The organism is Listeria costaricensis (assembly GCF_900183385.1).
Taxonomy (GTDB): Bacteria; Bacillota; Bacilli; order Lactobacillales; family Listeriaceae; genus Listeria; species Listeria costaricensis.
In genome coordinates this window covers 299,929-326,029 of record NZ_FXUT01000010.1, presented here as the reverse complement: position 1 = coordinate 326,029, position 26,101 = coordinate 299,929, and the positions used below count along the sequence as shown (strand labels likewise).

General features: G+C 45.2%; 25 protein-coding genes and 1 pseudogene. 21 read left to right on the top strand and 5 right to left on the bottom strand.

The window, feature by feature from the left end:
* Positions 1–153 precede the first annotated feature (153 nt).
* The 3 genes from CS921_RS10535 (at position 154) to CS921_RS10525 (ending at position 3,803) form a co-directional block, all read left to right on the top strand.
* A complete protein-coding gene (locus tag CS921_RS10535) occupies positions 154–2,118 on the top strand; it encodes a heavy metal translocating P-type ATPase (RefSeq protein ID WP_099223636.1) in 1,965 nt (654 codons plus the stop codon).
* 78 nt (positions 2,119–2,196) lie between these two features.
* On the top strand, positions 2,197–3,018 hold the full coding sequence (locus CS921_RS10530) for an aminoglycoside 6-adenylyltransferase (protein WP_099223634.1): 822 nt from the start codon (positions 2,197–2,199) through the stop codon (positions 3,016–3,018).
* A gap of 56 nt (positions 3,019–3,074) precedes the next feature.
* Complete coding sequence (locus CS921_RS10525) at positions 3,075–3,803, top strand: FAD synthetase family protein (protein WP_099223632.1); 729 nt, start codon at positions 3,075–3,077, stop codon at positions 3,801–3,803.
* Between the two features lie 132 nt (positions 3,804–3,935).
* Here the strand turns inward: CS921_RS10525 and CS921_RS10520 are convergent, their stop codons facing one another.
* Positions 3,936–6,119, bottom strand: a complete 2,184-nt coding sequence (locus CS921_RS10520) for a peptidoglycan D,D-transpeptidase FtsI family protein (protein WP_099223630.1) — start codon at positions 6,117–6,119, stop codon at positions 3,936–3,938.
* A 177-nt stretch (positions 6,120–6,296) separates the two neighbouring features.
* On the opposite strand from CS921_RS10520, the gene CS921_RS10515 reads away from it, so the two are divergent.
* The 8 genes from CS921_RS10515 to CS921_RS10480 all read left to right on the top strand — a co-directional run bounded on the left by CS921_RS10515 (position 6,297) and on the right by CS921_RS10480 (position 11,274).
* Entirely contained in the window at positions 6,297–6,773 is a 477-nt protein-coding gene (locus CS921_RS10515) for a DUF6530 family protein (protein WP_099223628.1), read from the top strand.
* Positions 6,774–6,786: 13 nt separating this feature from the next.
* The gene (locus CS921_RS10510) at positions 6,787–7,134 is read left to right on the top strand and encodes a GIY-YIG nuclease family protein (RefSeq protein WP_099223626.1); all 348 of its coding nucleotides are present in this window, start codon (positions 6,787–6,789) and stop codon (positions 7,132–7,134) included.
* Complete coding sequence (locus tag CS921_RS10505; RefSeq protein WP_099223624.1) at positions 7,121–7,450, top strand: GNAT family N-acetyltransferase; 330 nt, start codon at positions 7,121–7,123, stop codon at positions 7,448–7,450. The genes CS921_RS10510 and CS921_RS10505 overlap by 14 nt, the downstream gene beginning before the upstream one ends.
* A gap of 78 nt (positions 7,451–7,528) precedes the next feature.
* The gene (locus CS921_RS10500) at positions 7,529–8,044 is read left to right on the top strand and encodes a hypothetical protein (RefSeq protein WP_099223622.1); all 516 of its coding nucleotides are present in this window, start codon (positions 7,529–7,531) and stop codon (positions 8,042–8,044) included.
* A gap of 131 nt (positions 8,045–8,175) precedes the next feature.
* Entirely contained in the window at positions 8,176–9,069 is an 894-nt protein-coding gene (locus CS921_RS10495) for a VOC family protein (protein ID WP_099223620.1), read from the top strand.
* Positions 9,069–10,028 (top strand): ring-cleaving dioxygenase, encoded by a 960-nt coding sequence (locus CS921_RS10490; RefSeq protein ID WP_099223686.1) that lies wholly within the window; start codon positions 9,069–9,071, stop codon positions 10,026–10,028. The genes CS921_RS10495 and CS921_RS10490 overlap by 1 nt, the downstream gene beginning before the upstream one ends.
* Before the next feature lie 5 nt (positions 10,029–10,033).
* Positions 10,034–10,663, top strand: coding sequence for an alpha/beta hydrolase (locus tag CS921_RS10485; protein WP_099223688.1), 630 nt, complete (start codon positions 10,034–10,036; stop codon positions 10,661–10,663).
* Positions 10,660–11,274, top strand: a complete 615-nt coding sequence (locus CS921_RS10480) for a flavin reductase family protein (protein ID WP_099223618.1) — start codon at positions 10,660–10,662, stop codon at positions 11,272–11,274. Before CS921_RS10485 ends, CS921_RS10480 begins: the two co-directional genes overlap by 4 nt.
* A 73-nt stretch (positions 11,275–11,347) precedes the next feature.
* On the opposite strand, the gene CS921_RS15720 is transcribed toward CS921_RS10480, so the two are convergent.
* The 3 genes and pseudogenes from CS921_RS15720 to treR form a co-directional block, all read right to left on the bottom strand.
* Complete coding sequence (locus CS921_RS15720) at positions 11,348–11,884, bottom strand: PTS sugar transporter subunit IIA (RefSeq protein WP_240422338.1); 537 nt, start codon at positions 11,882–11,884, stop codon at positions 11,348–11,350.
* A 12-nt stretch (positions 11,885–11,896) separates the two neighbouring features.
* Positions 11,897–13,309, bottom strand: a pseudogene (gene treP, locus CS921_RS10475) (PTS system trehalose-specific EIIBC component); the annotation flags it as partial.
* Between the two features lie 146 nt (positions 13,310–13,455).
* Positions 13,456–14,172 carry a trehalose operon repressor gene (treR, locus tag CS921_RS10470; protein WP_099223614.1) on the bottom strand — a complete coding sequence of 239 codons (717 nt, stop codon included), beginning with the start codon at positions 14,170–14,172 and terminating at the stop codon, positions 13,456–13,458.
* A gap of 155 nt (positions 14,173–14,327) precedes the next feature.
* On the opposite strand from treR, the gene CS921_RS10465 reads away from it, so the two are divergent.
* From CS921_RS10465 to CS921_RS10430, 8 genes are all read left to right on the top strand, one after another.
* Positions 14,328–17,051 (top strand): glycoside hydrolase family 65 protein, encoded by a 2,724-nt coding sequence (locus tag CS921_RS10465; RefSeq protein WP_099223612.1) that lies wholly within the window; start codon positions 14,328–14,330, stop codon positions 17,049–17,051.
* Between the two features lie 11 nt (positions 17,052–17,062).
* Positions 17,063–17,713, top strand: a complete 651-nt coding sequence (gene pgmB, locus CS921_RS10460) for a beta-phosphoglucomutase (RefSeq protein ID WP_099223610.1) — start codon at positions 17,063–17,065, stop codon at positions 17,711–17,713.
* A gap of 345 nt (positions 17,714–18,058) precedes the next feature.
* Positions 18,059–19,324, top strand: a complete 1,266-nt coding sequence (hflX, locus tag CS921_RS10455) for a GTPase HflX (RefSeq protein WP_099223608.1) — start codon at positions 18,059–18,061, stop codon at positions 19,322–19,324.
* Positions 19,325–19,378: 54 nt separating this feature from the next.
* Entirely contained in the window at positions 19,379–20,269 is an 891-nt protein-coding gene (locus CS921_RS10450) for a metallophosphoesterase (protein ID WP_099223606.1), read from the top strand.
* Positions 20,270–20,374: 105 nt separating this feature from the next.
* Positions 20,375–20,995: a PepSY domain-containing protein gene (locus tag CS921_RS10445; protein ID WP_099223604.1), complete on the top strand. Its 621-nt coding sequence runs from the start codon at positions 20,375–20,377 to the stop codon at positions 20,993–20,995.
* A 135-nt stretch (positions 20,996–21,130) separates the two neighbouring features.
* Positions 21,131–21,886 carry a hypothetical protein gene (locus CS921_RS10440; protein ID WP_099223602.1) on the top strand — a complete coding sequence of 252 codons (756 nt, stop codon included), beginning with the start codon at positions 21,131–21,133 and terminating at the stop codon, positions 21,884–21,886.
* A gap of 53 nt (positions 21,887–21,939) precedes the next feature.
* A complete protein-coding gene (locus CS921_RS10435; RefSeq protein WP_099223600.1) occupies positions 21,940–22,566 on the top strand; it encodes a GntR family transcriptional regulator in 627 nt (208 codons plus the stop codon).
* Between the two features lie 13 nt (positions 22,567–22,579).
* Complete coding sequence (locus tag CS921_RS10430; protein WP_162921742.1) at positions 22,580–23,473, top strand: polysaccharide deacetylase family protein; 894 nt, start codon at positions 22,580–22,582, stop codon at positions 23,471–23,473.
* A 67-nt stretch (positions 23,474–23,540) separates the two neighbouring features.
* On the opposite strand, the gene CS921_RS10425 is transcribed toward CS921_RS10430, so the two are convergent.
* Entirely contained in the window at positions 23,541–24,536 is a 996-nt protein-coding gene (locus CS921_RS10425; RefSeq protein ID WP_099223596.1) for an acrylyl-CoA reductase family protein, read from the bottom strand.
* A 129-nt stretch (positions 24,537–24,665) separates the two neighbouring features.
* Here CS921_RS10425 and CS921_RS10420 point away from each other — a divergent pair, with 129 nt between their 5' ends.
* Both CS921_RS10420 and CS921_RS10415 read left to right on the top strand, forming a co-directional pair.
* Complete coding sequence (locus tag CS921_RS10420) at positions 24,666–25,073, top strand: GtrA family protein (RefSeq protein WP_240422335.1); 408 nt, start codon at positions 24,666–24,668, stop codon at positions 25,071–25,073.
* Between the two features lie 102 nt (positions 25,074–25,175).
* Entirely contained in the window at positions 25,176–26,099 is a 924-nt protein-coding gene (locus tag CS921_RS10415) for a diacylglycerol/lipid kinase family protein (RefSeq protein ID WP_099223594.1), read from the top strand.
* Positions 26,100–26,101 lie beyond the last annotated feature (2 nt).

The window sequence follows — 26,101 nt, the reverse complement described above, 5'->3', positions numbered from 1 at the left end:
GATAAAATGTAGTATAATAAAGGTGTAGAAAAGAATGAATATATTAGAATAATTATTAATTGGATTATCTGTTCCCAGACTAAAGGGAGCAGATTTTCGTGCTTTTAGGGGTAACGATAACGATTATCAATTAGGAGAAAGGAGCTGAGAATGATGAAAAAATGGCTGAAGGAATACTGGCAGTTTGTGGCAACAGGTGTCAGCGGCCTTTTGATTCTGATTGGCTGGGCACTGGAAAGCCAAGTAAGTAGCGGATTAACCGCGGTTATTTTCATTACGGCTTTCATTATTGGGGGATTTGAACAAGCAAGAGAGGGGATTCGCGCAACCATCGAAACGCATAAACTGAATGTCGAGCTACTGATGGTTCTGGCGGCGACCGGTGCATCCATCATTGGATACTGGTTGGAAGGCGCAGTGCTAATCTTCATCTTTGCGCTAAGTGGCGCACTGGAAAACTATGCGACGAGTAAAAGTAAACGTGAAATTTCCAAGCTAATGGCTTTTCAGCCGGATGAAGCTTACCGAATCGAGGCGGATGGCGAACTGAGGAAGGTTGCAGTATCCGAGCTTGCTGTGCATGATGCTGTGCTAGTTCGCCCCGGTGAAAGCGTGCCGATTGATGGGATCATCAGAAAAGGCGTGACGACCGTCAACGAGGCAGCCATCAATGGGGAGAGTCTCCCTGCTGAAAAGGCAGTCGGGGAAGATGTATTCGGCGGAACGATCAACATCAGTGGCGCCATCACGATTGAAGTGACCAAAGCCGCTGAGGATACGTTGTTCAGCAAGATTATTCAAATGGTAAAAGAAGCTCAGAGCGAACCTTCTCAAACCGCTCGTTTTATTGAAAAATTTGAAGATAAGTATGTAAAAATTGTTTTGCTGATGGTTGGCGTGATGCTATTTCTGCCGCATTTTGCCCTTGGCTGGAGCTGGAACGAGACTTTCTACCGGGCGATGGTACTCTTGACAGTAGCCTCGCCATGTGCCCTCGTGGCCGCCGTGACACCAGCGACTCTTGCGGCGATTTCCAATGGGGCGCGGCATGGCATTCTGTTTAAAGGCGGCGTTCATTTGGAAAACTTGCGCCATGTCCGTGCAATTGCCTTTGATAAAACCGGCACGCTGACAAAAGGCGAACCAGTTGTGACAGACTTTATAGTCGATCCTTCATTTGATCGGCAGACAGTGATTGATATTGCGGTTGAACTTGAACGGCGCTCCATGCATCCGCTGGCCAAAGCTGTGGTAGCTGCTTTTGATTCTCAAGTCAGTCGCCGTTTGGATGACTTGGTGCTAAAAGATGTACCGGGCTGGGGTGTTGCAACTGACTATGACGGAAAAAATTGGAAAGTTGGCAAGAAAGGCTTTGTCGGCACCAGTCAAGCGGAAATTTTTGCCGGGGCGGATGCTGAACGGCTGGCTAGTGACGGAAAAACGGTTGTCTATATCAGCTGCGAGGATGAAGTTGTGGCGCTGCTTGCCATGAAAGATGTGGCGCGGCCGGAAGCACAGGCAGCCATTGCCCAGCTGAAAAGAAATGGTATCCAGACGATCATGGTAACCGGAGACAATGAGGCCACAGGGCTTGCAATTGGCCGGGAGATTGGGATTGACTATGTGATTGCCGGATGTCTGCCTGAGCAGAAGGTCGAGGTGCTGAAAGAACTGAAAGACGCCTATGGGAAAGTGGCGATGGTTGGGGACGGAATCAATGATGCACCGGCACTGGCCAATGCGACGGTTGGGATTGCGATGGGCGAAGGTACGGATATTGCGATGGAAAGTGCTGATGTCGTATTGATGAAAAACGATTTGGGCAAGCTGTCCTTCACCTACCAATTGTCGAAACGGCTCAACCGGATTACCTGGCAAAATATCATCTTTGCCATTGCGGTCATCATCTGCTTGATTACAGCCAACCTGTTTCAATCGATCAATCTGCCATTCGCGGTCATCGGCCATGAAGGCAGTACCATCCTTGTCATTCTAAATGGCTTGTGGCTGCTCTATTCGTCTGATCGCGAGACACATAGAGAAACGAAACAGACGGCCACTCAGTCGAGCGGTCCCAAAGTCTACCGTTTGGAGGAACAGAAACAATTTGCGAAATAGTCCCACGTGAGAATCAGAAGTCCTGCTGCAAAAGGGCTTCTGATTTTTTATGTTACAATATAACCGAGGTGAAATAGGATGGAACTAAGACGCAAGCAGATTCGTCAACAAATTATCCACTGGGCGGAAAATGAACCAAACGTCTATCTGCTAGTCGAAGAAGGTGCAATTGCCAAAGAGCGATTTGTCGACCAGTATTCAGATCTGGATATCAATGTTTTTGGGCAAGAAGACGAAATTTTAAATTTTGCTGAAAGGACCGACTGGCTGATGCAGATTGCCGAGCCGCTCTGGTATATTCCGCTTGATTTTGAAGTTCCGGCAGCGCGACTGCGGTCTCTTTTAGTCATTTTTGAAAACGGGGTCAAAGTAGATTTTTCTTTTTGGAAAAGTACCTTGTTGGAGGCACCTTTTCCTTACTATGAAAAATATCGGGTCTTACTGGACAAGCAGCAGTATTCGGAGTGCCTGCCTGCATTTATACGTTCAGTCCAGCCGGTTCCGCTCGAACAGCAGGAATTTGAACGGATCGTCCGGGAGAGCTGGTTTGATTTGCATTATGTGGCCAAATTTGGCGCGCGGCGGGATGCTTTTTTTGTTCAGAGTATGCTGCAGTCGATTCGGACGGGCTATCTGTTGCCGCTACTTGAGGAAGTGGCTCGACTAGATGGCGCCACACCGGAATTCAGCGGCCGCAAAATGGCGTACTGGCTAGATGCTAGGTGGCTTGACAGGTTGCCGGAAGTCTATGCACATTGGGGAGAATCCGTGTTGCCGGAACTGCTCAGCCTTTTGGAAGATTTGCAGCTAGAAGTTGCACGAAAGCGCGGTTTTCAATTGGATCTAGCACGAATTTCACGAATGAAAAAATTATTGCTGGAGCTGGATGCAAGTCAATAAAGTTGTCGAAGCCTCCCTTTTTGGTTAAAGTTAATCTGCAGGGGAGGGAATTGGGATTGGAGATTTATCATGTTGATCTGGCGCCGCCTGAGGATACACGACCGGCTGTGCTTTCAATTGGCAAATTTGACGGCGTACATGTGGGACACCAGAAAATTTTGCGAACCGCAAGAAGAATCAAAACCGCAGAGGAACGGTTTTCAGTGATTAGCTTTAGCCCGCATCCGCTTTATGCGCTGCATGGTCTGGAAGCCTATCGGGAAATGCTGACGCCGGGTGCTGAAAAAGCTTATTGGCTGGCTCATTACGGCGTTGACAGCCTGATTGAAACCGCCTTTACCGCAAGCTATGCCGAGACGTCTCCTGAAATTTTCGTCCACGAGCATTTGACCAATTTGCAGCTGCGTCATATTATCGTCGGAGAAGAGTTCAATTTTGGCAAGGGACGAGATTCAGATGTCGAGCTACTCCGGTCGCTTTGTGCACCGTATGGGATCGAAGTCACAGCGGTGCCTATTGAAAAAGAGCAGACTCGTGAAAAAGTCAGCTCAACCGTCATTCGTGCGCTGATTCGAGAAGGACGCATTCAGGAAGCCGAGCACTTCCTAGGGCATCCTTTTTTTGTCCGAGGTGTGGTAAAAGCGGGACTCATGACTGGACTTGAGGACGTCGTTTTGCCTCAAGCGGGCAGTTATCTGAGTGATGCAGGGCTAGTTGAAATTTTACCCGATAAAGAAATAAAAATGGATCTGCCGGATGGACCGGCACGAATCAGTTTTCAATAAAATTAGGACTGGGAGCTACATTTCTCAGCCACACAAAGAAACAGGCCGGAAAGCTACTTATTCCGGCCTGTTTCTTTTTTTATTGAGTTGGAGGGCAAGTGAATCTGAATCGCTTGCCGCCGTATGGTTTACTTAATCGCCATTTGCCTTGCTTTGAATGGCTTTTTGCTGTTCTTGTGCTGCCAAATCTTTATTGTTGATCGTTGGATTTTCACTATCCTGCTGATCATTTTCATGTTGTTTTTTCAGTTCAAAGTATTTATCAAAAACCTGTTTGGAGATCGATAAGTTAATTTTGCTGTCTGAATAGCCATCACGATAGAGCCAAGGAACAACAACAGCAATCTCAATTTCCGGATTGTCAGCAGGTGCATAGCCGACAAAGGTTGTATTCCAAACCTCTGCCATGTTGCTGGATTCTTTCGGACCGTCATAGAAAGCCTGAGCAGTCCCCGTTTTACCGGCTGCAACATAGTCATCGGAATCAAAGTATCCCTTCGCCGTACCATTCGCGCCATTGACAACTTCATAAAAGCCTTCTTGGACGGTTTTGATTTCGTCTTCGGTGGCATCAAGGGTGTTCAGCACTTTTGGCTCACTTTCTTTGTAAACGGAGCCCAGCTGATCGCCGCCAGAACTAGGATTGCGGATTTCTTTGACAAGCGTTGGTGCGATTCGTTTACCACCATTTGCAATCGTTGCCCCGTATTGAGCCAGTTGAATAGGTGTGTAGGAATCATATTGCCCAATCGCAAAGTCGAGAATTTTCCCGATCGTGTCATCCGGTCCCTGATAGCCGATTTGTTCACCCGGCAGATCGATGCCAGTTTTGACACCCAGACCGAACATATTGTAGTACTTCCGCATCTCGTCAAATGTAGAAAGCGGTGCATCTAGCGGCCCATAAGGCACATACGTCGTACCGGCAAATTTCATGGTCAACTGGTACATGTAGGAGTTGGAAGAACGTTCCAAGGCGCCAACAGGGTCCAGTGTCATATCATTGTAGCCGTCCGTATTGAACCAGGAACTCTTCTTCGGCGTGCCTTTCAAATAGATCGGCTGGTCGACAAAGGTGCTGGTCGTTGTGATGGTATCACTCATCATGCCCATCAGTTCAGTGGCCCCTTTGACAGCGGACCCCATATTGTAGGCCGTTGTAAACGTTCCAAGCGAATAATCTTCAAACTCGCCGTCATCATTCAGCTTCTGCCCAGCAAGTGCCAAGATTTGGCCGTTATTTGGATCCATGGCAACAACGAATGCTCGGTCGAATAGGTCTGATCCGGCATAGGCCTTACCTTTTTTAATATTTTCCTGCAGAATTTCTTCGACTGCTTTTTGGAACTCGACATCAATGGAAAGCACGAGGTCTTTTCCGTTAGAGCCGGCTTTTTTCTGAACGGTGCTGATGACATTGTTGTCTGCATCCAGCACACTTTCATATTCTGCTTTTTTCCCTTGAAGGACACTTTCGTATTGTTCTTCTAGATAACTTTTCCCAACCCGGTCGTTGCGGCTGTAACCTTGTGATAAATAGTAATCTGCTTTGTCAGCCGGCAAACCTTCCTGCTCGGTTGTGACAGAGCCGAGAATGGAGCGGAGCGTATCTTCATATGGATAGTAACGATCCCAGTTCATCGTGGTATCGACACCAGGCAGTTCATCCAGGTTTTCACTGACGCGGGCGATTTCTTCATTCGTAACGCCTTCGTCCTTGACAGTTTGCTCCGTCATGGCATAACCGTTCGTCATCTTTTTATAAAGGGTGGCGACTTTTTTATCATTGTCTGTCAGACTGGCAAGATCTTCATCTGTTACATCTTTTAACTGTGCTTGGTACTGATCGGAGCCGTCCATGTTTTTCTCTTTATCAGAGAGCCGACTGATGGATTCGTCTTCATGGGAAACAATCCAATAATCTTTTAAATTGCGCTCTGTCAAATTATCATCAGGCGTTACCTCAATCAGTGTGTTGAGCTTTTGAGCAACTTTGAGAATTTCTTCGGAATCTGTATTCTGACTTCGTGTGTAAGTAATCGTATTGTAACCTGCATTTCCGACTAATAAATTATAATTGCTATCATAAATTTCACCGCGCGGCATGCTTTTTTCAATCGTTACATTGTTGGTTTTTTCTGCTTCGGCCTTGTATTCATCACCGTGGACGATCTGAAGTACGCCCAGCCTCAAAATCAATACCGAAAAGCAGAGAAAAATCACGAAGAATAAGATATTCAGCCGAAGAGGGATCGTAGGCAGTTTTTTCTTCTGCTCTTTTTCCTCGCGTTGCCGTACTCGTCTTTTTCTGCGCATTCACTCAGCCAATCCTTTCTGTGATTAGTGAAACATATCCTTAATTATGCCCATTTCTTCCAAAAAGTAAAGTGAAGGAAAAATAAAAATTTCATGAGAAAAAGCAAATTTGCAGAAAAACGGCAGTTAGGTTATACTAATTTAGTAATTTACTAAATTAGTAAAGGAGTAATTAAAATGATTCCTGTTCATTTAAAACATAAACCTGTAATGATTGTTCCTAATTATGAAGAAGTAGATGGCAAAATGGCCTATGATTCCGAGGCAAAGGGGCTTTCGCTGGGACTTGCTCAATGGAATGATCGCGGCAAAGTCGACATCTCGGCAAAAGTATGGCGGCATACTGGCGGCAAATGGTCACGCCAATCAGAAGAATTACCCCTTCATCGTGTGCTAGATTTGGCGATTTTGATCGCGCGGACGAAACTGCATTTTGTAGATGCCTATAAATATCCGCATTTCTTTGATCCTGAAAATCCGGAAATCGATCGGATCGGCTTGCAGGGAGATGCGATGAGCGTAGAAGTTTGCACGGATAATGACCATATCGAGGAAGACATTGAGCTGTTTGAACAAGCGCTAAAAAATGATGATGAATTGCTGAGTGAACGCCTGCGGATTTTAAGTCGTTTGCTGCGGGAAGCGGGTTACTAGAGGAGGAAAAACAATGACAGATCGCGAAACACGCAAAGAAAAAATTAGAGCCTATAAGGAAAAAGCGCCCGATGCAGGTGTCTATCAATTTATTTCGACACAATCGGGGAAAAAATTACTCGGGGCAACGATGAACCTTGAAGGGATTAAAAATAAGCTGGCATTTGGCTATAAGATCGGCGATGGCACCATGTTGCCGCCAGAAATGCAAGACGAGGCCAAACTGTATGGCGTCAAGGCGATTGAGTTTGAAGTGGTCGATCGGTTGAAAATCAAGCCGGAAATGACGCGCAAGGATGTGCAGGATGAACTGACCGTTTTATTGGAGCTTTGGCAGGAGAAGCAAAATGAAAGCAGATGATCAGGTGGTGTTTCGTCCTGCATGCGAGCAGGATTTGGCGGAGATTTTAGCCTTGTTTTTAGCGTCAAAGGAGGGGCTTCTTTTTTCAACCCGGAAGGAGCATCTTTCCATTCAAGACCTGGCAAGCTGGCTAGAAACAGACGATCAGTTCCCTTTTGTTTTGACAAGCGGGGAGAAAATCGTGGCATATGGCGAGATTTGGGTTGATGAGGAGGAGCAGGATTTGGAATTGGCTCATCTACTCGTTGCAAAGGATGAGCGCAGGAAAGGCTACGGGAAAGCGCTGTTGACTCATTTACTCAAGGAAGCGGAATGATGGTATTATCCGATTGTCTATTTACGCGTTTTACCAGAGAATCTGCCGGCTATTTCGCTGTATAAGAAGCACGGTTTTATGGAGATTGAACCTTTTGATTCTACCTATGAATGGTTCAAGTGGGACAAGGATGTAAAACGAACGAAAGAGGAATTGTTTGCGATTATTATGGAGATTGATGAGCAGTTTGATCGTGAATCATGGAGAAATCAGCTGGCTCTTCATCCGGCACGAGTGGATTTAATGGCTGAATGCTTGGGACTTGTAGAGGATCGTTTCTTCCTCCCAAAAACGAGAGCAGAAGTCGAGGCGTATATCGAAATTGCGAAGGCGCGTAGCCGCGGGGAACGAACAATGGCTGAGATTGAGCCGCTTAGAACGGAGATATTGAAGGCGCTGACGGAACCTCCTCATCTTGATCCACCTAAGTGCAAGATTGTAGGCTATCTGGCTGATGATGAGGAGTATATGGATTGGTCATGGGTGCAGTACTTTGAGATGATGTTGTATCCGCTGCTTAAGTATGGAGTTTCAAAAGAGGATATGGCGGCCATTTTGCGGAAGCATTATCCTCAGGCATTTCAGACTAAATAAGGAACGAATCGCTTCAATTGGCGGTTCGTTTTTTTGATGTTGAATAGTTACTTACTTTTTGTGAGCATATAATTTCCTTTTTTAAAAGTTTAGTTATAAACTATAGATAGTTAAGAAGGAGGCGATGGAAAATGATGATTCATATGCATCACGTTTCTGCACTAATTAAAGAATTTGAACGAACCGATCACTTTTATTCAACTGTGCTAGGCTATCGGCTCGTTAAAAATACAGTCAATCAAGCGAATATCAAAATGCGTCATCTGTTCTATGGGGATTACGAAGGTACGCCGGGAACGATTTTGACCTATTTTGAAGTGCCGCATATTGGTAGCCGCTATCAGGAAAAAGCGTATTTTGGCACGATTCAACTGGGTGTTCCAATTGATAGCTTGCCATTTTGGCGCGACCGGCTGGAGCAGTATGACATTGCGTTTTCGGTTCAGGAAGACGGGCTATATGTGGAAGACCCGGACGGAATGAAACTCGCGCTCATCGAAATAAATGAACAGATTGCTCCTGAAAAGGCGACGCGACATACGGATATTCCAGCAGACAAGCAGATCAAACGAATCATTGGAGCCGCTTATCATGTGCCAGATGTAGAGGCAGAGCGCAGATTTTTCCAAGAAATGTTTGGCTTTGTTACAGAAGGGGAAAGTTTGACAGACACTGCCGGGCTGAGCAAGCTGACTTTTACCCAAACCACCAGCGGCAAGAAGACGCGTTTTGGCAAGGGGTCCATTGATCATATCGCCTACGGGGTAAAAACGGCAGCAGAGGTTGACATGCTTCATCAGTTGGCTGGCGAAAACGGACTGCAAATAGAAGAATTTGTTGATCGGGGCTACTTTAAGAGCCTGTATATTCGGGATCCGGCGGGAATGCGCATTGAATTTGCTAGTGATGAGCCAGGCTTTGCACTGGACGAACCGGTTGAGGAGCTAGGGGCACATTTAAGTCTGCCACCATTTTTAGAGGAAAAACGACACGAAATCGAAACTTATTTTGGAGGGGAAAAATGATGATAAAAGAATTAAAAGGAATCCACCACGTGACAGCGATGACGAGCAGTGCGGAAAAAAATTATCAATTTTTTACGGAAGTTTTAGGCATGCGTTTGGTGAAAAAAACGGTCAATCAGGATGATATTCACACTTACCATCTTTTCTTTGCGGACGATAAAGGTTCGGCGGGAACGGATATGACATTTTTTGATTTTCCTAATCTGCCAAAAGGACGTCGCGGAACGGACAGTATTTCACGTACAAGCTTCCGTGTGCCAAGTGACGCGGCATTGGAATATTGGCATCAGCGTTTTGAAGAGCTTGACGTGACGCATGGCGATATTGAAACGATTTTTGGACGGAAAGTATTGACTTTTGAGGATTTTGACGAGCAGAGACTGATGCTAATCTCTGATGAAAATGATCGAGGCGTTCAGGCCGGGACTCCGTGGAAGAATGGACCGGTTCCAGAAAAATATGCCGTTTATGGTTTGGGACCTGTATTTTTGACAGTCCCTGAGTTAGAAAATATGGACGCGGTTTTGAAAGCCGTGCTTGGCTTCCGATATGTGAAAGAAGAACAAGGCCTGCATCTTTATGAAGTGGGAGAAGGCGGCAATGGGGCTTCGCTGATTGTCGAAGAGCGTTCCGATCTGCCGCATGCGATGCAAGGCTACGGGGAAGTGCATCATGTAGCTTTCAGAGTAGAGGACCACGAAGAGCTGATGAAATGGATCGAACGGATGAACACCTTTGAAGCGCCCAATTCAGGCTTTGTCAACCGCTACTACTTTGAATCCCTCTACGTCCCAGTCAGCCGCCAGATTCTCTTTGAATTTGCAACGGACGGTCCGGGCTTTATGGGAGATGAACCTTATGAAACACTGGGAGAAAAATTATCGCTGCCACCATTTTTAGAACCCAAACGCGCTGAAATCGAAAAAATGGTACGGCCGCTTGACACGAAAAGGAGCTGATAATGATGGAACATTTGTTTATTCCTGCTGCAAATGAAGCGGCTGCCCCTTTGCTGCTCTTGCATGGGACTGGCGGCGATGAGCATTCGCTTGTCGACATTGGCCGCTTCATTTCAAGTGAAGCTGCGATTCTTTCGTTGCGCGGCGATGTGTTGGAAGGTACGGCCAATCGCTTTTTCAAACGCTATCCAGATGGCCGGCTTGACTTGGAGAGCTTGGCGGAAAAAACGGATCAATTGCTCGCAGAAGTACACCTCTTGGCCGAAAAATATCACCTCAGTGTCGAGCAGCTCGTGGCAGTGGGTTACTCAAATGGTGCCAATATTGCTGCCAACAGTCTGCTGCAAAAAAAGAATAGCTTCCAGAAGGCAATTTTGTTCCATGCGATGCCGGCTGATAATGAACCGCAGACATTCACGCTTCGGGAACGGGCGGTATTTTTGACAGCGGGGCTCAATGATCCACTGGTTTTATCAAAGGATTCCGAACGACTCGTGGCTGAATTAGAACAGCGTGGCGCGGATGTTTCAACTGTTTGGACGGCCGCTGGACATTCGCTCACTATGGAAGAGCTGGAAGCGGCACGCAGCTGGTACGAGGCACATACTGGCACGCAGGACAAGGAGAAAAAATGATTTTTCAAGCAGACGAGCTGTCAGCCAAACAGCACTATAAATTTCTAAGTGGCGCCATCATCCCTCGCCCAATTGCCTTTGTGACAACGTTGATGGAGGATGGTCAAACGGTCAATGCGGCACCGTTTAGTTTTTTCAATATCGTGTCGAGTGACCCGCCCATCATCAGTGTCAGTGTGCAGCGCGCGGCAGGAAAGCAAAAAGATACAGCGCGTCATGCAATCAGGCAGCAGGAAATGATGGTGCATATTGTAAGCGGTGATTTTATTTCAGAGGTGAATGAGACAGCAGCAAGGCTTGGACCTTCTGAAAGTGAAATCGAACGAACCAACTTAACCCTGCTGCATTTACCTGATTTTGCCACACCTGTCATTAGTGAGGCGCAAATTATTTTGCCGAGTAAACTAGTGCAGGTGATTGAAATTAGGAATGATGCCGGTGAGGTAACCGCTGATCTTTTGCTGGCGCGCGTGCAGGCCTACATGTTTGACGAGGCAGTCTTTGATTCAAAAAAGGAGTATCTGCTTACAGACGTCCTCCAACCAGTGTCGCGTTTGGCTGGGAATGACTACGCCAAGCTGGGAGAGACTTTCACCTTAAAGCGCCCCTAGTAGGAAATAAGCGAACGAAAAGCCCCGCAACTCTACATGCAGAGTTGCGGGGCTTTTTCCTGCTTCAATTGGATCAATGCTTAGTAGGAATGGCAATGGCCACATTTTGTCCGGCAGTTGCTTGTCCTTTGCGCATCAAGTTAAATTCTTCTACTTGGTCCATATTGGTAATAACGACGATCAGGTCGGTTCCTTTTTCTGCTGCTTGGAGGGCAGATAAATCGATTGAGCCTAATTTTTGCCCAGCTTCAAGATTGTCACCCGGTTGGACGGACAGCGTGAACGGCGTGCCGCCAAGATCGACCGTATCGATCCCCATGTGTAGCAGAATTTCAAGACCGTTTGCCAGTTTAAAACCAATCGCATGTTTGGTGTCAAAAATGCTGATAATCTGACCACTGACAGGAGAAACGACTTGCCCAGAGGTTGGGCGGACCGCAAATCCGTCGCCCATCATTTTTTGACTGAAAACGGGGTCAGGAACTTCCGTGATTGGAATGACTTCCCCGTCAGCAGGCGCGACTAGTTCTGCTTCACTAGTTTTTTCATCGTTCAGTTGGAAAGTAGTGACAGTCGGCTCGCTCGCGGCACCAGAAGCAGCTACCGCCACACTGTCGACCCGGTCAATCTTATTCAAAATGCCCGTTCGACGGAAGAACATGGTCAGGAAGAATGGAACAGCAACGGCAATGGCCATCCCAATCGCAAAAGCACCCCAATCCTGCGGACGAATAGAAAGAATACCTGGGATTCCACCGACACCGATTGCATTCGCCCGTACACCCATCAAGGTAACGAAAAGTCCGGCAATCCCAGAGCCAATCATGGCAGCGACAAATGGATACAGATATTTCAAGTTGATCCCGAACATTGCTGGTTCTGTAACACCTAGATAACAAGAAATCGTTGCGGGAATCGAGATTTGTTCTTCTTGCTTGTTTCCTTTATGAAGGAAGATGACTGCTAGAACCGCTGAACCTTGGGCGATATTTGAAAGAGCGATCATCGGCCATAAATTAGTCGTTCCAAAATCTGCAATCAGCTGAGAATCAATGGCAAGTGTCGTATGATGCAGACCGGTGATGACAAGCGGTGCATAAAGGAAGCCGAAAAGTGCGCCAAACAGCCAGCTGACAGAAGAAGTCAGTCCCATGTTGACCGCATTTGAAATCCAAGAACCGATCGTCCAGCCAATTGGTCCAAGAATCAAGTGGGCTGCTAAAACAGTAGGCACGAGTGAGAAAAGTGGAACAAAAATCATCGAGACCACTTCCGGAATGACTCGGCGGAAGAAACGCTCCAGATAAACTAGCATAAAGCCTGCTAACATGGCTGGAATGACCTGCGCCTGATAGCCGATTTTTTCAATCGTGGCAAAGCCAAAATCCCAAACTGGAATATCAGCAGCGGCAGTGCCGGCCACAGCATACGCATTCAAGAGTTGCGGGGAGACTAAAGTGATCCCCAGTACAATCCCCAGAATTTGAGTGGTGCCCATTTTCTTCGTGATACTCCAAACGATTCCGACTGGCAGGAAGTGGAAGACCGCTTCACCAATCAGCCAAAGAAAATCATTGACGCCTGCCCAAAAAGTGGACATTTCCACAATCGTTTGACCACCGAATTCGATATCCCCGAGCACATTGCGGAAACCGAGGATTAAACCACCGATGATGATGGCAGGAAGCAGCGGTGTGAAGATTTCAGCCAGCACCGCCACAGCACGCTGCACGATATTCTGATTCTTTTTCGCGGCCCCTTTTACCGCCTCTTTGGAAACGCCTTCAATTCCGGAAATACGAGAAAACTCTTGATAAAATGTAGACACATCATTCCCAATAATGACTTGAAACTGCCCGGCATTGGTAAACATGCCTTTCACACTTGGTAGCTGCTCAATTTTCTCTTTATCGGCTTTTGCTTCATCATTTAAAACGAAGCGCATCCGTGTTGCACAGTGGGAAACAGCGGCAATATTTTCTTTCCCTCCAACAAGCTCAAGCAACTGGGTAGCATCTTCTGTATACTTGCCCATTTAGATAAACCCCTTCCATTTTTGAAATAACTTATATATACAAGTTCGGTATAATCATAACCTTGTCTTTTAAAAATTGCAAGTATTTTTTATTGGAAATAAAAACAGCCTCCAATTCCAGTTGAGAATTCGAGACTGTTCGTAGATTAATTCATTTTTCTTCTTCGCGCAAAATCAACAAATTTAAACATATCGAGTCGGTGGCGAGATTCTGTATACTCAAAGCATCTGGTGTCCTCCAAGTAGACGACGCTGCGTACAACCACCACATGTGTATGCGCATTTAAATCCATTAAAGCTAAATCTTCGTCAGTAACTGGCTCAACAGTGATCTCCTTCTGTGCATAGCCAATTTTCAAATCCAAATCGTCTTCAAAATAACGATAGATTGAGTTTTCGGCCTCATCAAGCGGCAAGTCTGGAATGATGGATTTTAAGAGGAAATCCTTGTCCAAAATAACCGTTTCTCCATTGATTTCACGCTTTCGCACCAGTTTCCAAATCGTATCATTTACTTTCCAACCAGTGAGTTGAGCCAAATTTTCAGGAACACGCTGAAGGGAGAGCTCTGCAATAATCGTCTTGCTGTACATATGCTGAGCCTCTTGAAGTTCCTTATAACTCGTTAAACCAGAGATCGGAAAATCGAACTTATGATAGTTGAGGACGATCGATCCCTTGCCCTGTTTTTTTTGGATATAGCCTGCATTGATTAGGAGTGCCAATGCTTTTCGAATGGTTTCACGCGAGACACCGAAATGCTTCATTAGTTGATTTTCGCTGGGAAGAAGAGAGGCGACGGGGTACTTGTCAGCAAGGATGTTAGCTTCTAAATCCAGAAATATGTCATGAAATTTGTTCATTCATTCTCAATCCTTTACGGTAATCATTTCCTCCTTATTCTACCATAAGTTTTCTAATTCTTCCCAATAAAATTATGACTTGTATTTTTAGAAGGGATACTCTATACTAGCAGTGAACGTAACTTGTATAGTCAAGTTTTGTTAGGAGGATAAAAATGAACTATTTAGTCGTAGATTACTTACCCAATGAAATCAAGGTGAAAAAAGTCGAGCAGGAAGTAGAAAACGAGTCCGCTTCTTTTTCACTGCAACCGGAGAACATCGAAGAAAGTCTGGCGGAAGTGGCCGACTTACTAAAAGACAAGTATCCAAATCTGGCAGGCGGCGTGATTGACGGCACATTTTCAAGTCGCTTCAGTGAAACCATTTTATCCCATTCAGAAGGCCAAACAATTGATCTCAGCCGTTTCTTATCGGAGAAACTGGACTATCCGTTTATTTCTGCAAAGGAAAGAGACCAGTATGAAACGTTACAGGCGGCCTTCGATGCAAAAGCCGACCAGCTTGTTTGGCAACTTGAATATGACGGCTTCCAAGCAGGGAAAAAGGAATATTCGACCGAATCGCTCCTCACGATTGGCAACGGTTTTATGGGGATTCGCGGCACGACACCAGAAATGCAGATTAGTGAAGCCACCTATCCGGCTACCTATTTGGCAAGCGGCTATAATCGTGCTGAATCAGAAGTGGCCGGCCGAATGGTCACGAATGAAGACCTTGTTAATCAGGCAAGTGCCCAGTTCATTGTGGTGGAGCTGGACGGAGAGCTGCTCATACCAGATGAGACCAACATTCGCGAGTTGAAGCGGACACTGAATTTAAAAAACGGTCTGCTGCATGTGGCATTGATTTTGGCGAGTCCATCCGGCAAGCTAGTAGAACTGATCAGTGAGCGGATCGTCAATATGGCTGTCATGGAAGAAACCGTCACACGCTACCGGATCAGACCGCTTAATTTCAGCGGTACGGTCAAACTGGTCACAACACTCGACGGAACGATCCGCAATTTTAATGTGGCACGCTACCGAACGCTCAATCAGCATCATTTTAGCGTGATTGCAAGAAAGACCTCTAAACGTAGAGCAATGATGCGAACGCGCCTACTTTCAACAGGAATTGAAGTGCTGACACGGACACAATTGACCGTTCCAGAAGGGCTGGATGTGAGCGATGAAGAGCAGCTTGAACCGGATAAAATCACGCAAAAAGTAGCCTTTCAAGCGGAGCAGGAGAACTGCTATACCTTCGAGAAGCGCGTGCTGATCCATGCCTCACACACCTTAGTGAAGCCAAGCCTCGACGTGTTACAAAATGAGCTGCTTACGGAGAAAACATTTGCCAAGAGTTTGGCAGAAAGTCAGGCCGCTTTTGAAAAACTTTGGCAAACGGCTGATATCAAGGTGACGGGTGATTTAATGTCGCAAAAAATGCTTCGCCTGCATACGTATCACCTGCTGATTTCCGCTTCGCCGCTGCATAGCCAGCATCTTGATGCCTCCATTACCGCGCGAGGCCTACACGGGGAAGCCTATCGTGGACATATTTTTTGGGATGAAATCTTTATCCTGCCTTTTTACATCTATCATTTCCCAGATGCCGCCAAAGATCTGTTAATGTATCGGTATCGCAGATTAGATGCCGCCAGAGAGGAAGCGAAACGAGCGGGTTATCAAGGCGCCATGTTCCCTTGGCAATCAGGGCATGACGGTACAGAAGAAACCCAACTGCTTCATATAAATCCGTTGAACGGGGAATGGGATGAGGATCGCAGTCGTTTGCAGCGGCACGTTTCGCTGGCTGTTGCCTATAATGTCTGGCTTTATTTTAAAAACACCAACGATCGAGCCTTTATGGAAACGTATGGCTTGGAAATGCTATTTTCGATTGCGCAATTTTGGAAGAGCTTGGCAGTTCTGGATGAAACGACTGGACGCTATCATATTGAAGGGGTGATGGGACCAGATGAATTTCATGAAGCCTATCCGAACAGTGAAGTAGGCGGTTTGAAGGACAATGCCTATACGAATATGATGGTGGTCTGGCTGTTTGAAGAAATTGCCTATTTTCTGTCAATTTTTGATCCCGCAGTTATTGAAGCGAATCGAATAAAAGCCGATGTTGTGGAGCAAGACTTCGTGATTTATGATAAAATGAAGCATCAGCTTTATTTGGAAATCAGCGAAGACGATATTATTGCGCAATATCAGGGCTTTCTTGATTTGAAAGAAATCGATTGGGACGGTTATCGGGAAAAATATGGCAATATTTACCGGATGGATCGGATTTTAAAGGCAGAAGGTGAATCGGCTGATGATTATCAGGTCATGAAGCAGGCCGATACATTGATGACCTTCTATAATCTGACGAAAGACCGTGCAGATCAGATTTTAACGGATCTTGGTTATAAGTTGCGAGAAGACTATCTGGCCAAAAATCTGGCTTATTATTTGAAGCGCACCACACACGGCTCCACCCTGTCGCGAATTGTCCATGCCGAGCTGGCAGAAATTGCTGGTGAAAAAGCACTTGCATGGCAGCTTTATCAGGAAGCGCTCTATTCTGATTATGCAGATATTCAAGGCGGCACAACAGCCGAAGGGATTCATACAGGCGTGATGGCCGCAACACTTGACGTCACACTTAGAACTTTCGCGGGCATTGATTATCGCGGTGAATGGTTGAGCGTGATGCCTAATTTACCTGCGCACTGGCAGGAGATAACCTTTTCAATGAGCCGAGAGGGCGTTCATTTCAGCTTTGTTTTAACCCATCAAGCCGTGACAGTCCTGGCCGATCAAGCTGCTAGTATCGAGATTTGTGCGCAACACTATCAACTTGAAGCTGGTAAAAAAATGACTATCCATTACGAAAAGCAGTAGGAGGAACGAACATGAAAAAAGGTCTCGTCTTTGATTTAGACGGCGTGATTACCGATACCGCCAAGTTTCACTATTTGGCTTGGAAAGCGCTGGCTGCAGAACTCGACATCACAATCGATGAAAAATTCAATGAAACACTAAAAGGCATCAGCCGGATGGACTCGCTGGACCGGATTCTGGCGTTTGGCGGCAAAGAAGACATTTATACACAGGAAGAAAAAGAAGCATTGGCAGCGAAAAAAAATACCCACTACGTCGAGCTATTAAGTGAACTTTCACCAAGCGATCTTTTGCCAGGCGTGCATGATTTTCTAGAAGCGGCTCGTGTAAAAGGCATCCCATGTGCACTTGCTTCCGCCTCTAAAAATGCCCCTATGATTCTTGATAAATTAGATGTGGCGAACTATTTTGCCCATGTGGTGGATCCAGCCACGCTCAAAAAAGGCAAGCCAGACCCAGAGATTTTCCTCAAAGCAGCAGCCAGTATCAATCTGGCACCAGAAGAGACGATCGGTTTTGAAGACGCTGCTGCCGGCATTCAGGGAATCAAAGAAGCCGGTATGTATGCTGTTGGGCTTGAAACGACTGAAAAACTGACTGGTGCTGATATTGTTGTAAAAAGCTTTAACGAACTTGATCTAGATGAACTTTTAACCCACTAATCCGAACAGGCGCAGATTTGCTGCGTCTGTTTTTAGTTGTCAACGGGTGACCCGCGTGTTACACTGTAACCAATTAAAACGAAGGAGGGTTTGCACGAGATGATTTGGATTAGACTTCGTACCAAACAAATTTTTGCAACTAATTAAATAGTGCGGAAAGCCTGCAGAATGAAGCAGGTTACGGGATTGGTCTGTCACAAATCAGTGAACCCCTTATGAATTGAATGATTGTTAGGGAGAGGGAGCGGACGAATGAGCTCTCTTTTTTATGCGCAAAAAAGCATAGATAGGTCTGGACGTGAGCCATCCTGGGGCCGCACTGAACAAATTTCAGGAGGTCATTTTATGAATAAAAAAGTACTACTCGTGGGCGTCAGCGCCGATCAAAAAGATTTTGAATATACAATGGAAGAACTGAAAAATCTGGCACTTGCGGGTCACTATCAAATTGAGGATGTCATCACCCAAAACATGGAACGCATCCATAAAGCCACCTATGTCGGAAAAGGTAAACTAGCCGAACTGGCAGATATCGTTCAGATGGAGGAAATCGATGCCGTTGTTTTGAACGATGAACTCAGTCCATCCCAAATCCGCAATCTGGAAGCAGCGTTAGAAGTAGAAATCATTGACCGGACGGCGCTAATTCTGATGATTTTTGCTAATCGTGCTAAAACACGTGAAGCTCAGCTGCAAGTAGAAATTGCTCGGCTAAAATATGAACTGCCGCGCCTAAGAGGAATCGGAGAAGAGCTTGACCAACAAGGCGGCCGCTCCGGTTTAGCCAATCGTGGTTCCGGGGAGAAAAAACTAGAAAGCGACCGGCGCATCATTCAAAATCAGATTCGCCATCTCAATAAGGAACTCGAGGAAATTGCCAAAGAACGACAAGTTCAGCGACGAAAACGGATCAAAAATGAGTTGCCTGTGGTTTCGCTCGTTGGCTATACCAATGCCGGAAAATCCACTACGATGAACGGTCTGGTCAAACGGACACAAAAAGCTGAACACAAGCAGGTTTTTGAAAAGGATATGCTTTTTGCCACACTTGATACCAGTGTACGTGAAATTACACTTGCCGATAAGAAGAAGTTTCTACTTTCAGACACAGTTGGTTTTGTCAGCAAATTGCCGACCCATCTTGTCAAGGCTTTCCGTTCGACACTCGAAGAAGCAGCCGGAGCCGATTTACTCATCCATGTGGTCGATTATGCCGATCCGCACTACCAAGCGATGATTCAGACGACCGAAGAAACACTGGCAAAAGTAGGTGTGGAAAATATCCCAACAATTTATGCTTACAATAAAGCAGACAAATTGGAAGGAGCCGTTTATCCAGTGAAACGGGAAGACGGCCTTGTTTTTTCAGCCCGTGAAGAGGCCAGTCTTGATTTTCTAATGGATTTGATTCGAGCAGAAATTTTCAGTGACTATCTGACCGTTCGTTTAAGAATCCCTTATGAAGCAGGCGATATCACATCCTATCTGAATGAGCACGCGCATATTTTAACGACAGAATATGTCGAACAGGGGACTGAACTTTTGGTTGAAATCAGCCCGGCAGACTTTGCCAAGCTGGAAAAGTATCTTATCACGCAGAAGGAAAAGTGACGCTCACTCGGAAGATTGATATAATAGAGGAAAAACTAAATGAGGCATGGAACGATGAAAAAACAGCTTTACGGTAGTCTAGTGGGGACAGGGCTTGCATTTGCAGGCTATGCATATTACTCCACAAAAAAATTAACACTGACACATTACCCCGTCTATTCACCTAAAATTCCACCAGCATTTGACGGAAAAACATTTATCCAATTATCCGATTTGCACAGTCAACGGTTCGGCCGCTCTAATCACAAACTGATCAAAATGGTCAAGGCGGAGCGGCCAGATGCCATCTTCCTAACGGGTGATTTATTGGACGGAGATGAGTGGATTGATGTGGCCCTTGCGCTGGTTCGGAAATTAAGTCAGTATGCACCGCTCTTTTATATCAGTGGCAATCATGAGCAGCGGAGTTCTTTTTTTGAGGAATTCCTCAGTGGTTTAAAACAGGCCGGCGTTTACATTCTGCACAATGAGACGCGCTATCTGAAAGAGGGCGAAGATCGGATTGCCATTTGCGGCGTAGATGATCCGAAGTTTCATTTAGAAGTGCCGGATGAGGACGAAGACGAGGAGCTCTATATAGCTTTTGATAAATATCAGGCAGAAGAAGAGATTTTGCGCCAAGAAATTGAACAGGCCACCGCTCGCATTCCCGATGAATTATTTACCATCCTGCTTTCTCATCGACCGGAGTTTTGGCCCTTTTATCAAATGCAGCCGGTTGATTTGATTCTTTCAGGACATGCACACGGCGGACAGATTCGTTTACCTTTTACCGATGGATTATTCGCACCAGGGCAGGGCCTTTTTCCGAAAACGACATCTGGTTTGCGAGAGGCGAATGGACGCCAGTTGATTGTCAGCAGAGGGCTAGGAAACACGACCATGCTCATCCCGCGCGTTTTCAATAACCCTGAAATCGTCAAAATCACGTTAAACCATAATTAGGTCTTTAGTCTAGGTTTGATTTGGTTCCTAAGCGGGAAGCGTTCAAACGAGGCAATTGATAAACTAGAATTAACAAGAGAGAATAACTTTCAGGAGGTTACAAACATGAAAAAAAACAAAAAAACTTTGGGGCTAGTATTAGTATTGATGGTGGGGGCATTCGCACTGGTAGGGTGTTCGAATGATACAGACGATTACGATGATGACAACCAGACAAGTCAGTCAAGCACAACCGACTCGAGTAGTAGTGATTCTAGCAGCACTTCAAATGACTATGATTTAAAGACAGTTGATTTTGACTTTACTCTTGAAAATGCTATTGATCAGTTCACGCAAGCACATAGTGGAGCAAGTATTACATCCGTATCGCTAGAAAAAGAAAAAGGCCGATTCTTTTATACTGTTGATGGTGTAGATGATAATAATGAATATGAAATGGCTTTTGATGCAGACACGAAAGAAACGCTGCAAGATAAACAAGAAACGTTAGATGCAGAAGATAAAGCAGAAGTTCAAACGGAAATCCTAAATTTGGATGACCTGATTCCAGTAAAAGATGCGATGGAAAAAGCGACAGCACAAGAATCAGGGGACGTTTTAAGCTATGATATTGACCGCTTTGGCGATAATACCGTTTACGTTGTATCAATTAAAAAAGGTTTTGATGATGTAGAAGTAGGCGTTAATGCTCAAACTGGTGAAATCGTAGGCGTAGATCGCGATTAATTGAAAGAATGAATGTTTCTTCTTAATTTGAGAAGAAACATTCATTTTTTTTGCCCAAAAAGTAAGATACATCTTTTATTAAAGGTGTGCACATGGTAAACTGTTCATAGGTATATTGTGGAAAAGAGTGTTGGGATGAGCTTTGAAAAATTAGTCTATTTTTATAAACGAAAATTGGGAAATTGGAATCTGTTGCATAGTTTTTTAACCGGTTGGTGGAAAGGATTTCTGCTACTAAGTGCGGTTTTGGTGAGTGCGCTTTGTGCAGGGATTTATTTTTTACCTAAAGAATGGTTATTTGGGATGATTGCGCTCTTTTTTATTCTTTTCATTCTCTTTTTCTACTTGATGATTTATCGCCCAGCGAGAAAATGGATTCGAACGCACTATCAGCTCAGAAGCTTTAAAGAAATACTCATGCTGCGTGAATATTTACTCTATGCATACTTAGCGCAGAATGGATTCGAGACGCGGGATGATCTCGAAAAATTAAAAATGTTTGTCAGGTCAGAAGGCAGCAGCCAGTCTGAAAAAAGAAGACCTTTTCTGACGCAGATGCTGCAGGTTTTTATTGCGGCGATTCTGGCAATCATGTGCGGAAGTTTCTTTTTCGAGCTCGAAACGACCCCTGCTAAATTTTTAACAGGCGGGCTGATCATTTTGAGTGCAGTATGTGTCTATTTGCTTCTTAACGCTTTGATGCGCGTGCTGGCTCTTTCAAGATCAAAACGAAGTAGAAATGCCGAAGAGCTTATTCGACAGATCATTCGTATTCAGACGGCTTTGCTTGTCCAGGAGAATACAACATACCATCCCTACATCACAATGGAGAAAAAAGTTCGTGAAAATGATTTTTTGACAGAAATGATCTTTACGAAATCTTTTATCTAAATATACAGCATAAAGAGAGAAGGATTGAGATGGAAAACAAACAGAGATAAACAATGGAGACAAAATGCTATCGTGAAATCAAGAAAAGAATTAAAAATGGCCAATTTCCGCCGGGAACGCGTCTAATTGAAACAGCTATTTCTAAAGATCTGAATATTAGTCGAACACCTGTCAGACGGGCGATTGCCATGCTTGCTGCAGACGGATATGTTGAAAATATCGACTATCGTGGAGCAGTTGTGAAAAATAGTACGATTTCTAAAGAACGTTACTTAGAAATGTTGGATATTATCGGTCTTTTTGTGAAACAGGCAATCAAACGAATTGGTTCAAAAAAACTGCCTCTCGATGTACTCCGAATCAGCAGTAAGCAAGCGGAGATAGAGTGGCAATATCGGGAAAGTCCAGAAGTATCAAGACGGAAATATGAACGTTTTTTAATTATGGAGCTGCTTTCCTATTTGAAAAATGACTACTATAAACAAATTGCGGAAGATTTCTTTGAGCGGATCGATCAATTTGGCAATCAAGAGGTATTTGCGATTATCCATACAACGAGTGAAAACACGATCCTGCAACTCGAAAAAGTCATTCAGTTATTGCTGGATGAAAGTTATGAAGAGGCTGTGCAAGTGATTGAGCAGTTGAATGAACAGCAAATTCTCGCCGCTTACCGCTAAGAAAGGACATGGAATGAGAAAAGGGAAAAGCTTACTTGTTTTACTCACATTTTCTCTGTTACTGCTGGCTGTTGCTGGATGTGCAGGCAGCCAAAATGATGTTTCAGAGAAAGCGCCACAGGGAGAAACCAAAGAGAAGCAAGAAAACGCCGCTCCAGCTAAGCAGCCAAAAGAGCAAGTGGCTGACAAGGAGACAGCGCAGCCATCGGAACAAACTCAAACTGCTTTTACGCGCGGCGAGCATGATGAATCTCCGGATACACTAGCTATTCCAGTACTGATGTATCATTCTATCAACGAGAATGTGAAAAACAATCTGATTATCTCACCGAATGAATTTGAGGAACAGATGAAATGGTTGAAGGATAACGGCTATCATCCACTCTATCTGCGCGAACTTGGCGACATGTTAGAAACGGGGAAGAATGTGCCGGACAAACCAGTGGTGATTACCTTTGATGATGGCTATCAGGATAACTATACAAATGCCTATCCCATCTTGAAAAAATATGCATTGCCGGCAAACATTTTTGTGATTACTAGTAAAATTGGAGCCGACAACCATTTTGATGAGCAGGCCATGAAAGAAATGTCGGCAAATGGCATCGAGATGGAAAGCCACACGGTCAATCATCCGGAACTGAACCAGTTGCCCTATGAAGCGCAATTGCGGGAGCTGACGGATTCCAAGAAACGTATTGAAGCAATCACCGGACAGGAAGTAAACAGCATTTGCTATCCAGTGGGGCGTTATAATGAGGATACAGAGAAAGCGGCCCAAGAAGCCGGGTATCGAATGGGCTTTGCGATTGAGAACAGCACGGCAAATAAAAATCAAGGCATGTACCGTCTAAAACGACTGCGCGTCTCACCGGGGACGAAACTAGAGACGATTTTGCCACAATAAAAAAGCACTCGGCGATAAGAAATCAAGACAATCTGCTCATTTCTTAACGCCAGGTGCTTTCTTTTTATTATTCTGCGCCAATTTGCACTAAATAGCGTCCAGTAATGCCGCCACGAGTCACGTTGTCCAGCGCATGCGGCAGGTCAGCAAAGGTGATTTTTTGAACGAGTGCATCCATCTGATCGAGATGATACTCACCTGCCAGTTTCTGCCAAATAGCTACCCGTTTGTCATAGGGGCAGTAGACCGAATCAATACCGAGTAGCGAGATGCCCCGTAAAATGAATGGGAAAACAGTGGTAGCCAGTTTGCCGCCAGCTGCCATTCCGCAAGTCGTGACTGCACCGCCATACTGAGTGGCAGACAGCAGGTAGCTGAGCGTATTTCCACCGACTGCATCAATAGCGCCGGCATAGTGCATTTTGTCGAGTGCACGAATTTTTTCAGGCTGGAAGGCTTCGCGAGGAACGATCTCCTGAATGCCCAACTTGCCAAGAAAAGCGGCCGCATCCTTTTTCCCACTTGCTGCAACAACTTGATAGCCAAGCTTCGTTAAAATGGCGGCTGCAATGCTTCCGACACCACCAGTCGCACCGCTTACGGCAATTTTTCCATCTGTCGGCTTGATGCCCGCCTGAACGAGTGCATCTACAGACAAAGCGGCCGTAAATCCTGCCGTCCCGAAGATCATGGCTTCCTCCAGTGTAAGCCCTTTTGGAAGTGGCACGACCCAGCTGGCAGGGACGCGGATATATTCACTGTATCCACCGAAATGCGAAACGCCGAGCTCGTAGCTGGTGACGATGACGGGATCATTTGGTTGGAAGGCCGGGTCACTGCTTTCTACAACAGTTCCACTGGCGTCAATGCCGGGAATGAACGGATAATTTTGGACGATTTTGCCATCTGCAAGTGTCGCCAAGCCGTCCTTATAATTGATATCTGAATAGGCTACCTTGATGAGTACTTCCCCGTCCGGAAGAGCCTCTTTCGTTAATTTTTCAAAAGTCAGCGCAGTTTTGTCGCCGTCCTTTGTGACCGTCAGTGCTTGGAATGTGTTCATATGAAAGCCTCCTTTTATTCTCTCCTTCACTCTACCTTTTTCTATGTGAAATTTCAATCAGAAAGTTGACGTGATGCCTTTTGACAAGGTAAAATAAAATGGACTTGTATTTTTGAAAGAAGGAATCTTATGCTTAAGAATAAACTATCAAAAGAATTGATTATGTACGTCATTATGGGCGTGCTGACAACGGTCGTCAACTTGATCGTTTTCTATCTTTTGATTTCAACAGGCGCTGATTATAAAGTGGCCGTCGTTGTGGCGTGGATCTTGTCAGTATTATTTGCTTACATTACCAATAAAAAATATGTGTTTGAAAATAAAACCAGCACGATGAAGGCTTTCTTGTGGGAAATGGGCTCTTTCTTTTTCTTCCGACTGCTTTCTTTGGGGTTAAACATGATTGTGATGATCGTGATGGTCGATCAGATGCACCTTGGCGAAATGTTTTCCCAGATCGTTGCGAATGTATTGATCATTATTTTCAACTATGTTGCAAGCAAGCTGGTCATCTTCCGCAAAACAGGGAATCAGTAAGGGGCTGCTCTTTTTCGGAGCGCCCTTTTTTATGAGGTGGCAGTTTGTTTCAAACCAGTGTGATTTTGGTATAGTTAATGAGGGAATAAAGGAGTGTTCTAGATGACAAAAGCTTTATTAATTGTTAATCCATCAGCCGGTAAAGAAAAAAGCACAGACTATCAGCAGAAGGCTGAACAAGCCTTATTAAAACGTTTTGATGAAGTGGTTGTTAAACAGACGGAAAAAGGTGGCGACGCGACAGAATTTGCTTCCAAAGCAGCGGAAGAAGGGCTGGATGCTGTGATTGCAATGGGTGGCGATGGGACGTTGAATGAGACGGTCAATGGTTTGGCTCCGCATGATACACGTCCGGCATTTGGTTTTGTGCCGCTTGGGACGGTGAATGATCTCGCACGATCAGCTGGGATTCCGTTAAAACCGGAAAAAGCGATTAAAGCATTGGAAACAGCTAAATTGATGCCAATGGATATTGGGAAAATTGATGATCAATATTTTATGAATGTTTTGGCGATCGGTATGATTGCTCAGGCAGTCGATCAGGTTAGCGTGGAGCAGAAAACAAAATTTGGCTCAGTGGCTTATTTTATCGAGGGCTTAAAAGCATTTAACCGCCATGAGATGCTCCATTTTCAACTGGCAGCAGACGAAGAGGACTGGGAAGGGGATGCGGCACTCGTGGTCGCCGGACTGACCAATTCTGTTGGAGGTATGGAAAAATGGGCACCAGAAGCTAAACTCGATGATGGGCTTCTGCATGTGTTTATTCTTGAGAAGCTGGATTTACTGAATGCACCAGGTATGATCCGGCAATTAGTGCGCGGTAATTTGAAAGAAAGTGGCGGCGTTCGTTATATTCAGACGCGTGAATTGTCACTAGAGGCAACTGGCAATGAAATTACTGTCAATGTGGACGGGGACCCAGGACCTGAGCTGCCTGTCAAAATCGAAGTTTTACCAAGTCATCTGCAGATTTTAGTGCCAGAAAAGCCAGTTAAAAAAGGACCGTTTGGCAGTCTATTATAAAA

What these genes read in the sequence shown, in the direction of transcription:
- CS921_RS10520 (WP_099223630.1), bottom strand. Translation starts at nt 6,119, where the DNA reads ATGCGCAGAAAAAGACGAGTACGGCAACGCGAGGAAAAAGAGCAGAAG.
- CS921_RS10505 (WP_099223624.1), top strand. Translation starts at nt 7,121, where the DNA reads ATGAAAGCAGATGATCAGGTGGTGTTTCGTCCTGCATGCGAGCAGGAT.
- CS921_RS10495 (WP_099223620.1), top strand. Translation starts at nt 8,176, where the DNA reads ATGATGATTCATATGCATCACGTTTCTGCACTAATTAAAGAATTTGAA.
- CS921_RS10445 (WP_099223604.1), top strand. Translation starts at nt 20,375, where the DNA reads ATGAAAAAAAACAAAAAAACTTTGGGGCTAGTATTAGTATTGATGGTG.
- CS921_RS10515 (WP_099223628.1), top strand. Translation starts at nt 6,297, where the DNA reads ATGATTCCTGTTCATTTAAAACATAAACCTGTAATGATTGTTCCTAAT.
- CS921_RS10435 (WP_099223600.1), top strand. Translation starts at nt 21,940, where the DNA reads ATGGAGACAAAATGCTATCGTGAAATCAAGAAAAGAATTAAAAATGGC.
- CS921_RS10510 (WP_099223626.1), top strand. Translation starts at nt 6,787, where the DNA reads ATGACAGATCGCGAAACACGCAAAGAAAAAATTAGAGCCTATAAGGAA.
- CS921_RS10440 (WP_099223602.1), top strand. Translation starts at nt 21,131, where the DNA reads ATGAGCTTTGAAAAATTAGTCTATTTTTATAAACGAAAATTGGGAAAT.
- treR (WP_099223614.1), bottom strand. Translation starts at nt 14,172, where the DNA reads ATGAACAAATTTCATGACATATTTCTGGATTTAGAAGCTAACATCCTT.
- CS921_RS10425 (WP_099223596.1), bottom strand. Translation starts at nt 24,536, where the DNA reads ATGAACACATTCCAAGCACTGACGGTCACAAAGGACGGCGACAAAACT.
- CS921_RS10415 (WP_099223594.1), top strand. Translation starts at nt 25,176, where the DNA reads ATGACAAAAGCTTTATTAATTGTTAATCCATCAGCCGGTAAAGAAAAA.
- CS921_RS10485 (WP_099223688.1), top strand. Translation starts at nt 10,034, where the DNA reads ATGGAACATTTGTTTATTCCTGCTGCAAATGAAGCGGCTGCCCCTTTG.
- CS921_RS10490 (WP_099223686.1), top strand. Translation starts at nt 9,069, where the DNA reads ATGATAAAAGAATTAAAAGGAATCCACCACGTGACAGCGATGACGAGC.
- CS921_RS10450 (WP_099223606.1), top strand. Translation starts at nt 19,379, where the DNA reads ATGAAAAAACAGCTTTACGGTAGTCTAGTGGGGACAGGGCTTGCATTT.
- CS921_RS10500 (WP_099223622.1), top strand. Translation starts at nt 7,529, where the DNA reads ATGGAGATTGAACCTTTTGATTCTACCTATGAATGGTTCAAGTGGGAC.
- CS921_RS10530 (WP_099223634.1), top strand. Translation starts at nt 2,197, where the DNA reads ATGGAACTAAGACGCAAGCAGATTCGTCAACAAATTATCCACTGGGCG.
- pgmB (WP_099223610.1), top strand. Translation starts at nt 17,063, where the DNA reads ATGAAAAAAGGTCTCGTCTTTGATTTAGACGGCGTGATTACCGATACC.
- CS921_RS10430 (WP_162921742.1), top strand. Translation starts at nt 22,580, where the DNA reads ATGAGAAAAGGGAAAAGCTTACTTGTTTTACTCACATTTTCTCTGTTA.
- CS921_RS10420 (WP_240422335.1), top strand. Translation starts at nt 24,666, where the DNA reads ATGCTTAAGAATAAACTATCAAAAGAATTGATTATGTACGTCATTATG.
- hflX (WP_099223608.1), top strand. Translation starts at nt 18,059, where the DNA reads ATGAATAAAAAAGTACTACTCGTGGGCGTCAGCGCCGATCAAAAAGAT.
- CS921_RS10535 (WP_099223636.1), top strand. Translation starts at nt 154, where the DNA reads ATGAAAAAATGGCTGAAGGAATACTGGCAGTTTGTGGCAACAGGTGTC.
- CS921_RS10480 (WP_099223618.1), top strand. Translation starts at nt 10,660, where the DNA reads ATGATTTTTCAAGCAGACGAGCTGTCAGCCAAACAGCACTATAAATTT.
- CS921_RS10465 (WP_099223612.1), top strand. Translation starts at nt 14,328, where the DNA reads ATGAACTATTTAGTCGTAGATTACTTACCCAATGAAATCAAGGTGAAA.